Genomic DNA, 14,553 nt, shown 5'->3' on the forward strand with positions numbered 1-14,553 from the left:
AAATAAACAAATGCATGACTGCGGGGGCATAATCATATGCGTCATGCGCCTTCCTGACAAAGGATGTGAAATGTTTCGTTTCAATATGGCATCATTACAACAAGTTTTATCGTCACGATGGATTGCAGCAGCAGTCCTGTTATGCGCATTGCAGACCACCTTTTTGCTGTGGATGAGTGAGCGCCATCATGCCGAGGCCTTACAGGCGGTCAAGTTCAAGCAGTCTACAGTGTCTGCGTCTGAGGCGATTCAGCAACGGCTCAATGCTTACCGGCAAATCCTCAAGGGTGTGGAGCAGCTGTATATATCTTCGCAATTTGTCTCAGCCGAAGAGTTTAGACTCTATGTCGATGACTATCTCAAAAGTACCGAATACAACAGCCTGAATGCGCTGGGCTTTATCAAATATATCCACCTGCATCATCCGGAAACGTTTAAAGACCTGGATATGCCTTTGCCACAATTACTCAGGCAATTGGATTTCATCAAAGGCGATGACGAGATTGCGCCTGTGTTGTATGTGGAGCCGCGTAACGATGCCAACCGTGACACCCTGCTGAAAAACACTTTTCTGGATGCGCAATTACGCGCGGATTTGCTGGAAGCGGGCGACGGTGACCGTTTGGTGTTGTCTGGGCATTACGCTGCCAATATCAGCGTGCAGCCTTATAAAAACTATATTTTCCATGCGCCGGTGTACCGTCAGCATGAGGGCCTGCAAACAGGCGATCGCCGCCATTGGTTAAATGGCTGGGTGTTTTTACGTTTTGACGTGGCAGCCCTGTTGGCGGAGGCCTTGCACCCGATGGAGCAGCGGCTGGTGCATTTTGATGTGTTTGACCAGGGGCGTGAAGAAGGGCAAGTGCCTTTGTATCACAGTGGCTCTGAGGATGCGCACGTGCATGACAGCGAGGCCGAGTTTACGGTCGCCTATACTTTGAATGTGAGTGGCCAGGTCTGGCGTTTGCAGGCACGTTCTACGCCTGCCTTTGAAGCGGCCACTGATTACCGTGATGCTAACGATATGGGTGTATTAGGCGTGGTGATCAGCCTGTTATTGGCTGGGCTGGTGCAATTCGCCGTGGTGCGTAATCGCACGCGTAACGCCTTGGAAAAATACAGCCTGGCACTCAATAGCAGCGAGCAGCGCTGGAAGTTTGCCATGGAGAGCACCGGGGATGGCGTGTGGGATTGGAATGTGCTCGAATCCAAAGTGGTGTTTTCTGATCATTGGAAGAAAATTCTGGGCTTTGCCGCCAATGAACTGGACCATAAACCGGCCACCTGGAACCAGCGCATACACCCGGATGATGCGCCGGTGGCGATGGATTTGCATCAGCAGGTGCTGGATGGTGAGCGTGAGCAATATGCGATTGAGTATCGCATGTTATGCAAGGATGGCAGCTGGAAGTGGGTGTTTGACCGCGGCATGGTGCTGATGCAGGACGAGCAGGGCAAGCCGACACGCATATTGGGCACGCTGGCGGATATTTCGAAGATCAAGCAGTCAGAAGAAGTGGTCTGGCAATATGCCAACGTCGATACGCTGACCGGCTTGCCTAACCGCCGCCTGTTTTTTGACCGGCTGGATCAGGCGCTGCATGGCATTAAAAATAATAACCAGAAACTGGCGATTATCTTTTTAGACCTGGACCGGTTTAAAGAGGTGAATGATAGCCAGGGCCATGACCAGGGTGACAAGTTACTGTTGCAGGCAGGTAAGCGTCTGACAGGTTGCGTGGGCAATAAAGACCTGGTTGCGCGGCTGGGGGGCGATGAGTTTGTGCTGATGCTGAGTGATGCCCATGCCAGCCATGTGGAAGCATTGGCGCAACGCATACTGGAAGCCTTGTCGCAGCCTTTTCAACTGGATGATACGCATGCGTATGTCTCTGCCAGTCTTGGCATTGCGATCTTTCCTGATGATGCGGGCAATAAAGAAGACCTGATGAAGCGCGTGGACCAGGCGATGTATGCGTCCAAGCAAAAAAGCGGCAACTGCTTTACCTATTTCACGCCACGCATGCAGCAAAGTGCCGAGCACCGTATGCGTTTGTCGCAGGATTTGCGCCAGGCGATCAGCAATGACGAGTTTTTCCTCGAATATCAGCCGGTAGTGGATTTGCAAACCAATATGGTGGTGAAAGCCGAAGCCTTATTGCGCTGGCAGCACCCGGTCAAAGGCCTGATTCCGCCGATGGAGTTTGTCTGCATTGCCGAGGACAATTTGCTGATTGTGCCCATTGGTGAGTGGGTGTTTAAAACAGCGATTGCGCAGTGCCGCCAATGGCGCCAGTCGCTGCATCCTATGTTCCAGGTGGCGGTGAATAAATCGCCGGTGCAGTTTGCCACCGAGCATAGAAAAAATGAAGACTGGCTATTTGAAATGGCGAAAAACCATCATGAAGGCAATATGGTGGTGGTTGAAATCACCGAGCGCTTGTTGCTGGATGCCAGTTCGCATGTCAGTGAGCGCTTAGCGCAATATCAGCGGGCGGGCGTGCAAGTGGCGCTGGACGATTTTGGTACCGGTTATTCAGCCTTGTCTTACCTGAAAAAATTCCCGATCGATTACGTAAAGATTGACCGTTCATTTGTGCGCGAACTGGGCACCTCAGGCGAAGACGAAGCGCTGTGCCGCGCGATTATTGTGATGGCGCATAGCCTGGGCATGCAGGTGATTGCAGAAGGCATTGAGAACCAGCGCCAATTACGCATCTTGCAGGAGATGGGCTGCGATTTCGGCCAGGGCTATTACTTCTCGCCACCGCTACGCCCCGAGGCTTTTGTGAGCTGGCACCATGAGTGGCACCAGCATCCGGCGATTATTTCACGTTAATGGTTATTTGCTGTGCAGTTGCAGCATGGCTTTTTCAAATTGGCCTTGTGCCAGCAGGTCACTGACGGTGGTGGCTTTGATGATGCTGTCATCAATGGCTTGCTGTTCGTCTTTGCCCGCCGCTTTCAAGACAAAATTCACCACTTCAGCCTTATTGCCAGGATGGCCGATGCCGATGCGCAAACGCCAGTAATCCGGTGTGGCCAGCGCCGCGTGAATGTCGCGCAGGCCGTTATGGCCGCCGTGGCCACCGCCAAATTTCAGTTTGGCTTGTCCTGGCGGCAGGTCCAGTTCGTCATGCACCACCAGTACTTCTGCGGGCTGGATTTTGTAGTAATTGGCAATGGCGGCTACCGACTTGCCGCTGGCATTCATAAAGGTGCTGGGTTTGAGTAGCCATTTATCGCTGTGAGGTTGCCATTTGCCAGCGATGCCAAACAGTTTGGCCTCAGCCGCCAGGCGGCTACCGGATTGTTCTGCCAGTAAATCCACCAGCCAGAACCCGGCATTGTGACGGGTCATGGTGTATTTTTCACCCGGATTGCCCAGGCCAACGATTAGTTTTATTCCACTCATATTTGTGTATTTACGATCTAGCTTAGATTGGTGCACAAAAACGCACACCAAAAAAAACGCGCACAGGATTGTGCGCGTTTATTGTAGCGGATAACCGCCGGGCCTGCTTAGGCTGCTGGTGTTTCTTCAGCAGCTTCTTCGCTACCACCACGTGGTTTAGCAATTGAAACCACTGCAGCGTCATCACCGTGTGCCAGTTGAACGAACTCAATGCCTTTTGGCAGTTTGATTTCGGACAAGTGGATAGAGTGACCAGCTTCCAGTTTGGCCAGATCTACTTCGATAAACTCTGGCAAATCTTTCGCCAGGCAGCTTACGTCAGCTTCAGTCTGGATGTGGGAGATGTTGCCACCACCGGTTTTCACGCCAGGTGCCACATCTTCATTGATGAAGTGGAAAGGCACTTTCACGTGGATTTTCTCAGTCGCGGATACGCGCTGGAAATCGATGTGCTGAATCGTGTTGCGTACTGGGTGCAGTTGGTAGTCACGCAGTAAAACGCTTTCAGCTTTGCCATCCAGCACCAGGCTCAGGATAGACGCGTGAAAAGCTTCATGGCGGAATTCCATGAACAGTTCTTTGTGGTTCAACTCAATAGATACAGCGGCTTGATCGCCACCGTAAACAACACCAGGCACGCTGCCAGCGCGACGCAGGCGGCGGCTCGCACCCGTACCTTGAACGTCACGTTTGACTGCTTTAATTTCGATACTCATTTTGAGGCTCCTAAAAACGCCACGAATGGCGGTACTGCACTAAAATCCACCTGCCGCGACCAGCAGGTGGTGTAAAACTTAATCCATACCTTCTATTTGATTTATGGATGGTTAATCCATAAATAAAGAGGACACTGACTCTTCCTGGCTGATGCGCTTGATGGTTTCTGCCAGCAAAGTGGCCGCGCTCAGCTGGCGGATTTTGCTGCAAGCCTGTGCGCCAGCATTTAATGCAATGGTGTTGGTGACCACTAACTCATCCAGTGCGGAAGCCGTAATGCGCTCACCGGCACCACCGGACAATACCGGGTGGGTGGCATAAGCAACCACTTTGGTAGCGCCACGGTCTTTCAAGGCGGCAGCGGCTTCACACAAAGTGTTGGCGGTATCCACCATGTCATCCATGATGACACAGGTACGGCCTTCAACTTCACCGATAATATTCATGACCTTGGCAACATTCGCTTTCGGGCGGCGTTTGTCGATAATCGCCAGGTCGGCATTCAATTGTTTGGCAGCTGCACGCGCACGCACCACGCCACCAACGTCTGGTGAAACGACTACCAGGTTTTCGTGACCTTGTTTGGCCAGGTCTTCCAGCAAAATCGGGGTCGCATAAATATTGTCGACCGGGATATCAAAGAAGCCCTGGATCTGATCTGAGTGCAAGTCCATGGTCAACAAGCGGTTCACACCGACGCTGGTCAGCATATTGGCGACCACTTTCGCTGTGATCGCTACACGGGCTGAGCGCGGACGTCTGTCCTGGCGTGAATAACCCAGGTAAGGGATGGCTGCGGTAATGCGGCCAGCAGAAGAGCGGCGCAGCGCATCGACCATGACCATGACTTCCATCAGGCTGTCATTGGTCGGGTAGCTGGTAGACTGCAATACAAACACGTCACGGCCGCGGACATTCTCCAGCAGCTCCAACATGATTTCACCGTCTGAAAATCGGCCAACATCGGCACGCCCTAATTCAATACCCAAATGCGTGGCAACTTCTTGTGCCAGTACCGGATTGGCATTGCCGGTAAATACCATCATGTTGGCGTTACTCAACGTTGTACCCTTTTTTAAGCGATGACGATGTCTTGAAACCTGATTCCAGCCATAGGTCCGGAATCTACAAAAAATTTAAGCGTGTAAATCGTTAAATCTACACGCTTATGTTTGGCTGAGGAGGAAGGATTCGAACCTTCGCATGCCGGAATCAAAATCCGGTGCCTTAACCAGCTTGGCGACTCCCCAATAACTTGTCTTAATCACACGCTTTTTGTTACCTGGTCATCATCGGCGACCGAGGCAAAAAGCGGATGGTATTTTAACCCTTTTGACCAAAAACCGGAAGTGTTTTTTGGTCTATTTTCAATCAATTCATGCGCTTTTTTTTCACTATCCACCGCGACGAATATCGAAGCGCCTGAGCCACTCATACGGGCATCGCCGTATTGTTTTAACCAGAGCAACGTATTTGCAACGTCGGGATATAACGCACAAACAACCGCTTCCATATCGTTTTTGGCTTGCTGCCAGAACGCGCTGGAATTAGCGCCGTTTGAAAAGTCCGCCATTCTCAATGGTTTCGAGTCTCTTGTCAATGCTTGATGCGCAAATATTTTTGCGGTTGGCACCTCTACCTGTGGTGTGATCACCACGTAGTATTTTTCCAGCATGCCAGCTGGCAGGGCAACGGCTGACAATTGTTCCCCCACGCCTTCTGCCCAGGCCGTTTGGCCAAAGATAAATACGGGCACATCGGCCCCTAATGTGAGCCCAATCGCCATCAGCTGTTGCCTTGAATAGCCGAGTTGCCATTGCTGATTCAGTGCCATGAGTACCGTGGCAGCATCCGAACTGCCGCCGCCGAGGCCGCCGCCCATGGGCGTGCGCTTGATACATTCAATGTCTGCGCCCAGTGTGCATTGGCTGGCTTGCTGCAAGGCACGCGCGGCGCGTATGGTTAAATCTTTTTCTGGCGGCACGCCGGGTAGCGGGTTCATGTGCACAATTTGCCCATCCTGGCGTACGCGTATGCGCAGCTCATCACCGTGATCCAGCAGCAAAAAGACGCTTTGCAGCGCATGGTAGCCGTCAGCACGGCGGCCGGTAATATGCAGAAACAGATTGATTTTACAGGGAGCGGGGTAGGTCAGCAGTTCCATACCCGTTATTGTAAAGCATGCCTGCAGCGTTCTGGCGTGCTTATTCCAGGATCATACGGCCTTGACCATCCTGCACCGGGCGCTGGTTGGGCTCGCCGATGGCTTGCTGCAAGCTGCCTAGCTGGAATTTGGACACTTTGATGGCTTCTTTCATGATCACCCACTGCACGCCTTCGGTACATGGTGGCGCTGTCAGCGAGCCACTGTAGCGATAATACGCAGGCTTGGTCGGCATCAGGTCGGCAGGTGTGACGCGTATTGCCAACGGTTTGCTTTGTTCTTTTTCTTTAGGCAAGCTGCCTAACAATTTTTCCAGCCCGGTGTGTGTACTGCCTTCTTCCAGCATGACCGCGATAATCACGCGGTGTCCGGCTTTATCTTCATGCACCATCTGCAGTTCTGCGGCATATGATTTCTGTTTGATCTGGTGTTCGCTCGGCACATGCACACTGATATATTTCAGCTGGTATGGCTTTTGGTCCAGCACCATCATATTGCCGGTGCCCGCATCCAGGATTAGGCTGTGGTCCTTGAGAACAATATTTTTGAGTGGAAACTTCTGCAAGCGCTTAATCGGCTTAAGGGCGGCTGTGATCGTATTATCGACGTTAATCGGCGATTGCTGGCTACCGGCATTGCACACCGCATAGTCCGGGTTTAGGCTGCCCCATTTGTCAGGCCCGCGTGGACCGCTATAGGCCCAGGACTTATCATTGGCCTTGTCGGCTTTAGCGGTTTTTTCCTTGTCTTTATTACTATCAGCGCCTTTGTCTGTTTTGCCGGCGGCTGCTTGTTTGGTGGCTGCCGTTTTGTCTTCGGCAGGTTTGGCCGCAGGCTTGGCATCTGCCGGTTTTGCTTCAGCGGCTTTTTCTTCCGGTTTGGCGGCTGGTGGCGCAGCGGCAGGCTCGGCAACACTATCAGGCGCGACAGGTTTGTCTTTGCTATTGGCAACGGCAGGCACCACCGGGTTGGCGGCACGTCTGGCGGCGGCTTCTATACGCTGTTTTTCCTTAGCTTGCCATTTGCATACATATTGCTGTGCGACTTCTACTTCAGACTCCGGCAGCGGCTCAATAAAATCTGCCTGTTTTGAGGTGGTGCCTGCTGAATAGACCAGCTCTTCGTCATCGTATTGAAACACCTGAATGGTCGCGGCTTTGCGTTTGTCGCAATCAAAATACCATAAGGCCTTGGCATGGTTGTAGACACGGTCTACCGACTCCACATTTTTCTGCGGATTGCGGTAATCGACCTTCACCCAGGCTTTGATATAAGGTTTTTCTTCCAGCAGAGATTGCTTGTCTATCATGAGCTGGTTGTCATCGGTTTTCTTGATCGATAACCACTGTGATGCATGGCCGTGGCCAGGCATCAGGCCCAGCACTAGCCATAAGCTAAATGCCAGCCAAAGTCGGTAATAAGTGGGGGTGAGAAGATAACAGCTCATAGTGCCATTATCGACGCCTTGCGCTGAATCTTTAATCAGCGCAAGGTCGGGTGATGCGTGTGTGAGTGACTGCTTACCAGTGCTGAATCACCAGTTTCAGGCGTACATCCTGCTGTTGCAGGCGCGTGGTGTAAGGGAGTTGTTCCAGTGCGCCATTGAGGGCTGTTTGCTGGTAATCATCATAGGTGATTTGCCATTGATCTTGCGTCAGGCTGGCCGGGGCGCCATTTTCAAGATAATTGGCCTGGAACGGGCTGTCGCGGTGAGGCGCACCTAAAATCCATTGGCTTAAACCGGAGAGTGGCAGTCGCCAGCCGAGCAGTCGCTCGGTCAGGCTGGCGACATCGGCCGCGGTGTGTTGTTTGCCACTTTGGTCGGTCAGGGTAACCGTTTGCGGTGTGCGGTGAATCAGCGCGACTTGCTGGCCCAAGGGGCTGAAAATGCGCATGGTATCTTCTTGCGCATCATGCTGCCATTCCAGGCGGGCGGTATAGCCTTTGCCTGCATATTGCACCGCCAACTTGGCCTCTAGCGCAAACGGCTGCCTTGCTTGCAATCGCTGTATGCGTTGCTGGGTAGCGGTGCTTGCCGTGGTCTGGGTCGGCGGCGCAGGCAAGGTGGAGCAACCGGCCAGCGCCACGCCCAGCAGGCCAGCCATGACTCGGTGGCCTGTGTGCGACTTCCAGCGCGCCAGCGTGGGCAGTGTGACCAGCATTACAGGGCGGATTTCAGTTTTTGCGCAGTGGCGACCAGCACTTCGTTGTCAGGATTGGCAGAGAGTGCCTGATCCAGGATTTTCTGCGCTTCGTCGCGTTGGCCTTGCTTCCATAATACTTCAGCCAGGTGGGCAGCAATTTCAGGGTCTTGCTGAATGGTGTATGCGCGACGTAACTCCTCAGTGGCATGGCCCAGGTCGCCGAGGCGGTAATACACCCAGCCCAGGCTGTCCATAATGTAGTGGTCTTCTGGAGACAGCTTGGTGGCAGTTTCAATCAGGCTCTTGGCTTCCATCAGCTTGATATTGCGATCCGCATAAGAATAGCCCAGCGCATTGTAGGCGGCAGCCATGTCTGGCTTCATTTTAATGACCTTGGATAAAGTCTCTTCCATGATGTCAAATTTGCCTTTGCGTTCCGCATTTAAGGCGTAGTCGTACAGTAGTTCCGGGCTCTCGGGGAAGCTTTGCACCGCCTTTTCCAGCAGGGTGTAGGCTTCGTCGGTGCGTTTGGCCTGGTTAAGCATCAAAGCTTCATTTTGTACCACTAATGCTTGCTGTTCCGGTGTTAAACCATCGACATTGTCCAGCATGGTAATTGCTGCATCAATGCCGTCCCGGCGCGCGATAATGCCGGCTGATGCCAGGCGACCTGCCAGAAACTGCTCGCCTTCGCCGATTTTGTCAAACCACTGCAGTGCGCGTGCATCATCTTTTTGCTCGGCAGCCGAGCGGCCCAGGTTGAAATACACTTTGTTGGGCTCTTTAAAACCAACCTCAAGGCCGTGCTCCAGGTAACGGTCAGCAAAACTGTACTCTTTGGCATCCAGCGCCAGCAGGCCAACGATGACATTCATTTCCGGGTTGTTTTTATGACGTTCCAGCAATTTGGTGAACTCGACCTTGGCATCCGTGGCGTTTTTCTGTACCAGTAAGGCACGCGCCAGCGCCAGGCGGATCTGGTCAGCTTCCGGGAAGGTGCTTAAAAAATCACGATAAAACGCAATACCTTTTTGCGGGTCTTGCTCACTCAGCATCTGGCCGCGGATTTGTGCTGGTGGCTCCCAGCCCGGGCGCAGTTTGGACGCTTCTTTGAGTTCGGCCACCATCAGGCTTTCGTTATGGGCAAAATAAGCGGCTTGTGAAACCGCAAAATGGGCTTCAGGCAGTTTTGGGTAAGGCTTGGCCAGCTGCTGAATCGCTTCCAGCACACTGGTTTTGTCCGTGACGCGCATCATCAGGCTGTTCAATTCCATGAAGGCATTCGGGCGGATATTGTCGTTGGCGAGTACTTTCTGGATTTGCGGAATGGCTTTTTTCAGGTTGCCGTTGGCAATGAATAACTGGCTCGCCGTTTGTGCGGCAGGAATCGAGTCTGGGGCCAGCTCTGACCATAGTTCGGCCGAAGGCAAGGCCAGTTGCGGCGTGCGCGCAATCGTGGCGGCCTGGGTCGCACGTTCAGCCAGCAATGGGTCGCGTGTCTGTTTGGCTAAGTCGAGGAACAGCTGGCCTGCCAACACAAATTCGCCACGCTGGGCAGCGACTTCGCCCAGCAGGTATTTGTAGACAAATTCTGCTGTGGGTGTGGTGATCGTAGGGGAACTGCTGGCTGACCAGGCCGGGGTTGTCAGCAATGCCAGGCAAAGCGCCAGGGCTGTGCGGCGCTTTGCAGTGGGTTTAAGCGTGAAACGGCTGGTTTGAGGCATACTGAATTCCTGTTTGGTTGGTCTGTTGATGAACAGTGTCATGGCGGCGATTTAAGCGGTCGTTGTGTGATGCTGAATTGTTGTTTAGTCCGTGACAGTTGCTGCAAGTTCATCCATAATGTGCGATTTGTAACTGAATTGTAATTGACGGTTTGGCTCGGGCTAAAACCGCATGCTACAACAGTAGTATTGGCACTATAACTTTTTGATGAAATCTTTGTCTAGGGATTTGCTGGTCAGCAGTGGTACTGTGGGCGCAATGCAGTTGTCTTTAGTCGGTAGGTGTGTGAAAGAATCATGGCAAATTTGACAGTTGAAGCAATCGAATTGACCCGTTTGTATGGTGGCCGCGCAGCGGTCAGTGACGTAACGTTTAGTCTGCAACAGGGGCAGGTATTAGGCTTTTTGGGGCCTAACGGTGCTGGTAAGTCGACCACCATGAAAATGTTGACCGGTAATCTGGCGCCCAGTGCCGGTAGCGTCAAAATCTGTGGCATCGATATGATGGAGCATCCGAAAGAAGCCAAAGCCCTGATTGGTTACTTGCCGGAAATGCGTCCTTTATATAAAGAATTTACGGTAGATGAGTATCTGACGATTGCTGCACGTTTGCATAATGTGGCGGGCAAGCATATTAAAAAAGCGGTTGAGCATGCCAAAGAGCGCTGTGGCCTCACCCATATGAGCAAACGCCTGATTGAAAACCTGTCTAACGGTTACCAGCAGCGTGTGGGGATTGCCCAGGCGATTATTCATAGCCCGATGGTGGTGATTCTGGATGAACCGACGGTCGGCCTGGATCCGATCCAGATCCGTGATATCCGTGCCTTGATCAAAGAAATCGGCCAGGCGCACAGCGTGATTGTCTCTACCCATATTCTGCCGGAAGTCGAGATGGTGTGCGACCATGTGCAAATTATCGATAAAGGCCAACTGGTGTTTAACGGCGGCATTGAGGTGCTTAAACAGCAGCGCATTGGTAATAAATTGCTGGTCGGTTTACGGAATGCCCCAGAAGCGGTGCAACTGGCCGCGATTGCCGGTGTGGCTGAAGTGGAGCCGGCGGATGGGCTGTGGCGTATTCGTTTTCATGAAGGCACACAACCGCATGAAGCCATTGTGCAGGCCGCCGTGCAAAACGGCTGGGGCTTGTATCATATCGCCCCTGACCAGACCAGCCTGGAAGACGTGTTTGTACAGCTGACTTACCACGAGGCAGCAGGTACGGATGAGGCCAAAGCGGCTTAAGCCAGCAGATTGAGTGTAGACGGAAAGATTTAAGTATGTTGAATATTGCAAGAAAAGAACTCAAGAGTATGTTCGCCTCACCAATGGGGTGGATTATTCTGGCACTGCTGACCTTCTCCTTCGGCACCTATTATCTCAATGGAGTGAATAATTACTTTGAAGTCATGTCCGGCTCCATCCGCCCGGCCGAGCGTATTGGCGTGACGCAGTTTGTCGGCCAAACCGTGTATGGCCTGGCATCTTTTATCATGCTGTTTGCTGTGCCCTTGCTCTCGATGCGCTTGATTTCAGAAGAGCGTCGCAGTCAGACCATGCCGTTTTTGTTCAGCGCACCGTTGTCTATCAGCGAGATCGTGGTTGGCAAGTTTCTGGGCCTGGTGGTGTTTTTGAGCATATTGGTGGTCTATATTGCCGCCATGCTGTTTACGCTGAACATTTGGGCAGACATTGATTTCGGCTATATTTTTGCCAACTCGCTGGGTTTGCTGCTGCTGGTTTCCAGTTTTGCCGCGCTGGGCCTGTATTTCTCCAGCCTGACCGCGCAGCCGATTATTGCCGGTATCCTCAGTTTTATTGCCTTGTTTGTGCTGATGATCCTGGATCGTTTTTTTGCTGGTGACCCGACCAGTACCATGCTCAAGTTTTCGCTCATGCGCCATTTTCAGTCGTTTGCCGGTGGCTTGATGGATACGGCGGATCTGGCCTACTTCGGCCTGTTTATCCTCACTTTTATTACTCTGACGATTCGTCGTCTGGATGCGGATCGTTTACGCGGTTAGTCGCGACATTGTTTTTAAGCTGAATGCATTATGAAAATTAACCGTAAATTTAGATGGCAGTTATTGGCGCAAAACTGGATGTTTGTGCTGGTGTTTTTGGCCTTGGTGGTCATGCTGGGGTATTTGTCCAGCCAATACCGCTGGGCCAAGGATATTACCCAGGCCAACCGCAATATTCTGACCCAGGGCAGTGTCAATGTGCTCAAGCAAATGGATGGTGACGTCAATATCACGGTATTTGCCACCAACGATGACGCCAATAATGGCGATACTTTCCGTAAAGGCATGCTGGATTTTGTCGCCCGCTACCAGCGCGAAAAGAAAAACGTTTTTATCAAGTTCATCAATCCGTCCGAAGAGCCAAAACTGGCACAAGAAGCCGGTGTGAAGGTCGATGGCGAGACGATTGTGGAGTACAACAAGCGTTCCGAGCACATCACGCCACCGTTTGCTGAACAGGAAATGACCAACTTGCTGGTGCGTTTGTCTCGTACCAATAACCAGCCAGTCATGTACCTGGATGGCCATGGCGAGCGTTTGCTGCAAGGCCTGAAAAACCATGACCTGGGTGAGTTCGGCAAACAGCTGGAAAGCAAAGGCTTTAAATTTGCCAACCCTGACCTGACCATTGCCCAGGCCGTGCCTGCCAATGGTGCCATGCTGGTGATTGCAGCACCGCAAGTCGATATCAGCGCCGTCGAAGCGAAGAAAATCAAGGCCTATATTGAAGCAGGTGGCAATGTGTTGTGGCTGCTGGATGACGATAACCTGCATGGGTTGCAAGAAGTGGCCGAGTACCTGGGCATTAAAGTGTCTGCCGGTATCGTGGTTGACCGTGCGGCTGAACAATACGGCGCCGATCCGAAAATGGCGTTTGCCAGCCTGTATGGCGACCATGCCATTACACGTAACTTTATGCTGCGTACCGTGTTCCCTGAGGCACATCAGATCGATGGCCAGGCGTCAGATGACCTGGGTTGGAAAGTGGGCCGCCTGATCGACGTGGCGCCGAATGGCTGGCTGGAATCTGACAAGATTCCGGCGGGTGCGCAAAACCTTAAGGTCAGTTTTGACCAGGGTAAAGACAAAGCAGGCCCGATTAACGTCGGCGTGGCTTTGGAGCGCGAATACGGTAAAAAAGGCCAACGCGTGGTGGTGATCGGTAATGCCAACTTCCTGGCCAATACCTTTATTACTAACGGCGGTAACCTGGATTTGGGCATTAATATCATCAACTGGCTGGCGGGTGATGATCGCCTGATTACGATACAGCCGATGCCACTGAAAGATATTAACGTCACGATTCCAGCCACCGATCAAGGCCGCCTGGTGGCCTGGATCGTATTCCATGCTTTCCAATACCTGATTCCAGTCGGTTTGTTTGTTGCAGGCCTGTTCCTGTGGTGGAAACGCCGCAAGGCTTAATGTCTAACGGTCTGGTTGTCGGAGTGGTGTCATGAAAAAAAGATGGATATTGAATCTGTTGTTATTGGCTGTGGTGGTCGGCATAGCCGTGTTCCTGCATTTGAAACCGCAGGAACAGGCAACATCAGCCAGGTTTGAAGTTTCCAGCCTTAAAATGGCTGATTTCGACACCGTGAAAGCGGAGTTTCCGGCCAAGGCTCCGACCATTTTTGAAAAGCAGGATGGTTACTGGATGATGCGCAAGCCGTATGCGGCACGTGCAGACCAATCCTCTGTGCAGCGCGTGATGTCTATTATTGCTGCAACCACGGCGACCAGGCTGCCATTGCAAGAGGCAGCTAAATACGGGCTGGATCAGCCGGTATTGAAGTTAACGCTATCTGGCGCCAAGGGTGAGCAAGTGTTCACGTTTGGCACTTACAATCCTGTTTCAGAAGAACAGTACGTAGGGTATGCGGGACAAGTGTATTTGTTGCCCGGGCAGTATAGCGAAGCAGCGTCTACGCAGCCGATCGAAATGGTGGATAAAACACCATTGTCCCCGGTCGAGCGCAAACAGCTGGCTGGTTTCGACCTCGCGCATCTGGAGCAGTGGGAAGAGAATGCGCTTAAAGTGCAGATGTCTGGCGAAGGTAAATGGCTGGCCAACGATGCCAAAGCCAAGCCTACACAGAATGATATGAATGAGTGGATGGATTTCAGCTGGGTGCAGGCGCAAGCAACCTCGGTTGAGTTTTATACACCAGATCGCAAGCAAACCTATCCTTCTTTTGAAGTGCTGTTGCGCAATGGCAAGAAGGTCCATTTTGACAAGCTGCAGGAGTCGCCAGAGTATCTGCTGGCGCGTCCAGATGAAGGGATTATTTATCACTTCAGCAACGACACCGGTTTTACCATGGTGAACCCGCCGGTGAATATCCAGGCGCCGAAACAATAA

At 52.3% G+C, this 14,553-nt stretch carries 12 protein-coding genes and 1 tRNA gene; 5 read left to right on the forward strand and 8 right to left on the reverse strand.

Annotated features, from left to right (window positions below):
* The first annotated feature begins 70 nt into the window (after positions 1-70).
* A complete protein-coding gene (locus MET42_RS0104290; RefSeq protein ID WP_019881574.1) occupies positions 71-2,839 on the forward strand; it encodes an EAL domain-containing protein in 2,769 nt (922 codons plus the stop codon).
* Between the two features lie 3 nt (positions 2,840-2,842).
* Here the strand turns inward: MET42_RS0104290 and pth are convergent, their stop codons facing one another.
* The 8 genes from pth to MET42_RS0104330 form a co-directional block, all read right to left on the reverse strand.
* On the reverse strand, positions 2,843-3,415 hold the full coding sequence (gene pth, locus MET42_RS0104295; protein WP_029512314.1) for an aminoacyl-tRNA hydrolase: 573 nt from the start codon (positions 3,413-3,415) through the stop codon (positions 2,843-2,845).
* 107 nt (positions 3,416-3,522) lie between these two features.
* Positions 3,523-4,131 (reverse strand): 50S ribosomal protein L25/general stress protein Ctc, encoded by a 609-nt coding sequence (locus MET42_RS0104300; protein ID WP_019881576.1) that lies wholly within the window; start codon positions 4,129-4,131, stop codon positions 3,523-3,525.
* Positions 4,132-4,242: 111 nt separating this feature from the next.
* Positions 4,243-5,178, reverse strand: a complete 936-nt coding sequence (locus MET42_RS0104305) for a ribose-phosphate pyrophosphokinase (protein WP_019881577.1) — start codon at positions 5,176-5,178, stop codon at positions 4,243-4,245.
* 127 nt (positions 5,179-5,305) lie between these two features.
* Positions 5,306-5,382, reverse strand: a tRNA-Gln gene (locus MET42_RS0104310).
* Positions 5,383-5,396: 14 nt separating this feature from the next.
* Positions 5,397-6,296 carry a 4-(cytidine 5'-diphospho)-2-C-methyl-D-erythritol kinase gene (gene ispE, locus MET42_RS0104315; protein ID WP_019881578.1) on the reverse strand — a complete coding sequence of 300 codons (900 nt, stop codon included), beginning with the start codon at positions 6,294-6,296 and terminating at the stop codon, positions 5,397-5,399.
* A gap of 40 nt (positions 6,297-6,336) precedes the next feature.
* Positions 6,337-7,743, reverse strand: a complete 1,407-nt coding sequence (locus MET42_RS0104320) for a carbonic anhydrase (protein WP_232411312.1) — start codon at positions 7,741-7,743, stop codon at positions 6,337-6,339.
* A gap of 73 nt (positions 7,744-7,816) precedes the next feature.
* The gene (gene lolB, locus MET42_RS0104325) at positions 7,817-8,458 is read right to left on the reverse strand and encodes a lipoprotein insertase outer membrane protein LolB (RefSeq protein WP_019881580.1); all 642 of its coding nucleotides are present in this window, start codon (positions 8,456-8,458) and stop codon (positions 7,817-7,819) included.
* Positions 8,458-10,164: a tetratricopeptide repeat protein gene (locus tag MET42_RS0104330; protein WP_232411314.1), complete on the reverse strand. Its 1,707-nt coding sequence runs from the start codon at positions 10,162-10,164 to the stop codon at positions 8,458-8,460. The genes lolB and MET42_RS0104330 overlap by 1 nt, the downstream gene beginning before the upstream one ends.
* A 297-nt stretch (positions 10,165-10,461) precedes the next feature.
* On the opposite strand from MET42_RS0104330, the gene MET42_RS0104335 reads away from it, so the two are divergent.
* The 4 genes from MET42_RS0104335 to MET42_RS0104350 are packed head-to-tail and all read left to right on the forward strand — an operon-like array spanning position 10,462 to position 14,553.
* Positions 10,462-11,412, forward strand: a complete 951-nt coding sequence (locus MET42_RS0104335) for an ATP-binding cassette domain-containing protein (protein WP_019881582.1) — start codon at positions 10,462-10,464, stop codon at positions 11,410-11,412.
* A 35-nt stretch (positions 11,413-11,447) separates the two neighbouring features.
* Positions 11,448-12,191, forward strand: coding sequence for an ABC transporter permease (locus tag MET42_RS0104340; RefSeq protein ID WP_024929594.1), 744 nt, complete (start codon positions 11,448-11,450; stop codon positions 12,189-12,191).
* A gap of 30 nt (positions 12,192-12,221) precedes the next feature.
* Entirely contained in the window at positions 12,222-13,616 is a 1,395-nt protein-coding gene (locus MET42_RS0104345; protein ID WP_019881584.1) for a GldG family protein, read from the forward strand.
* Between the two features lie 31 nt (positions 13,617-13,647).
* A complete protein-coding gene (locus MET42_RS0104350) occupies positions 13,648-14,553 on the forward strand; it encodes a DUF4340 domain-containing protein (RefSeq protein WP_019881585.1) in 906 nt (301 codons plus the stop codon).

Source organism: Methylophilus sp. 42 (assembly GCF_000384155.1).
GTDB lineage: Bacteria > Pseudomonadota > Gammaproteobacteria > Burkholderiales > Methylophilaceae > Methylophilus.

Coding starts and splice junctions, on each gene's coding strand:
- MET42_RS0104350 (WP_019881585.1), top strand. CDS start 13,648: ATGAAAAAAAGATGGATATTGAATCTGTTGTTATTGGCTGTGGTGGTC.
- ispE (WP_019881578.1), bottom strand. CDS start 6,296: ATGGAACTGCTGACCTACCCCGCTCCCTGTAAAATCAATCTGTTTCTG.
- MET42_RS0104305 (WP_019881577.1), bottom strand. CDS start 5,178: ATGATGGTATTTACCGGCAATGCCAATCCGGTACTGGCACAAGAAGTT.
- lolB (WP_019881580.1), bottom strand. CDS start 8,458: ATGCTGGTCACACTGCCCACGCTGGCGCGCTGGAAGTCGCACACAGGC.
- MET42_RS0104320 (WP_232411312.1), bottom strand. CDS start 7,743: ATGAGCTGTTATCTTCTCACCCCCACTTATTACCGACTTTGGCTGGCA.
- MET42_RS0104335 (WP_019881582.1), top strand. CDS start 10,462: ATGGCAAATTTGACAGTTGAAGCAATCGAATTGACCCGTTTGTATGGT.
- MET42_RS0104330 (WP_232411314.1), bottom strand. CDS start 10,164: ATGCCTCAAACCAGCCGTTTCACGCTTAAACCCACTGCAAAGCGCCGC.
- MET42_RS0104345 (WP_019881584.1), top strand. CDS start 12,222: ATGAAAATTAACCGTAAATTTAGATGGCAGTTATTGGCGCAAAACTGG.
- pth (WP_029512314.1), bottom strand. CDS start 3,415: ATGAGTGGAATAAAACTAATCGTTGGCCTGGGCAATCCGGGTGAAAAA.
- MET42_RS0104340 (WP_024929594.1), top strand. CDS start 11,448: ATGTTGAATATTGCAAGAAAAGAACTCAAGAGTATGTTCGCCTCACCA.
- MET42_RS0104290 (WP_019881574.1), top strand. CDS start 71: ATGTTTCGTTTCAATATGGCATCATTACAACAAGTTTTATCGTCACGA.
- MET42_RS0104300 (WP_019881576.1), bottom strand. CDS start 4,131: ATGAGTATCGAAATTAAAGCAGTCAAACGTGACGTTCAAGGTACGGGT.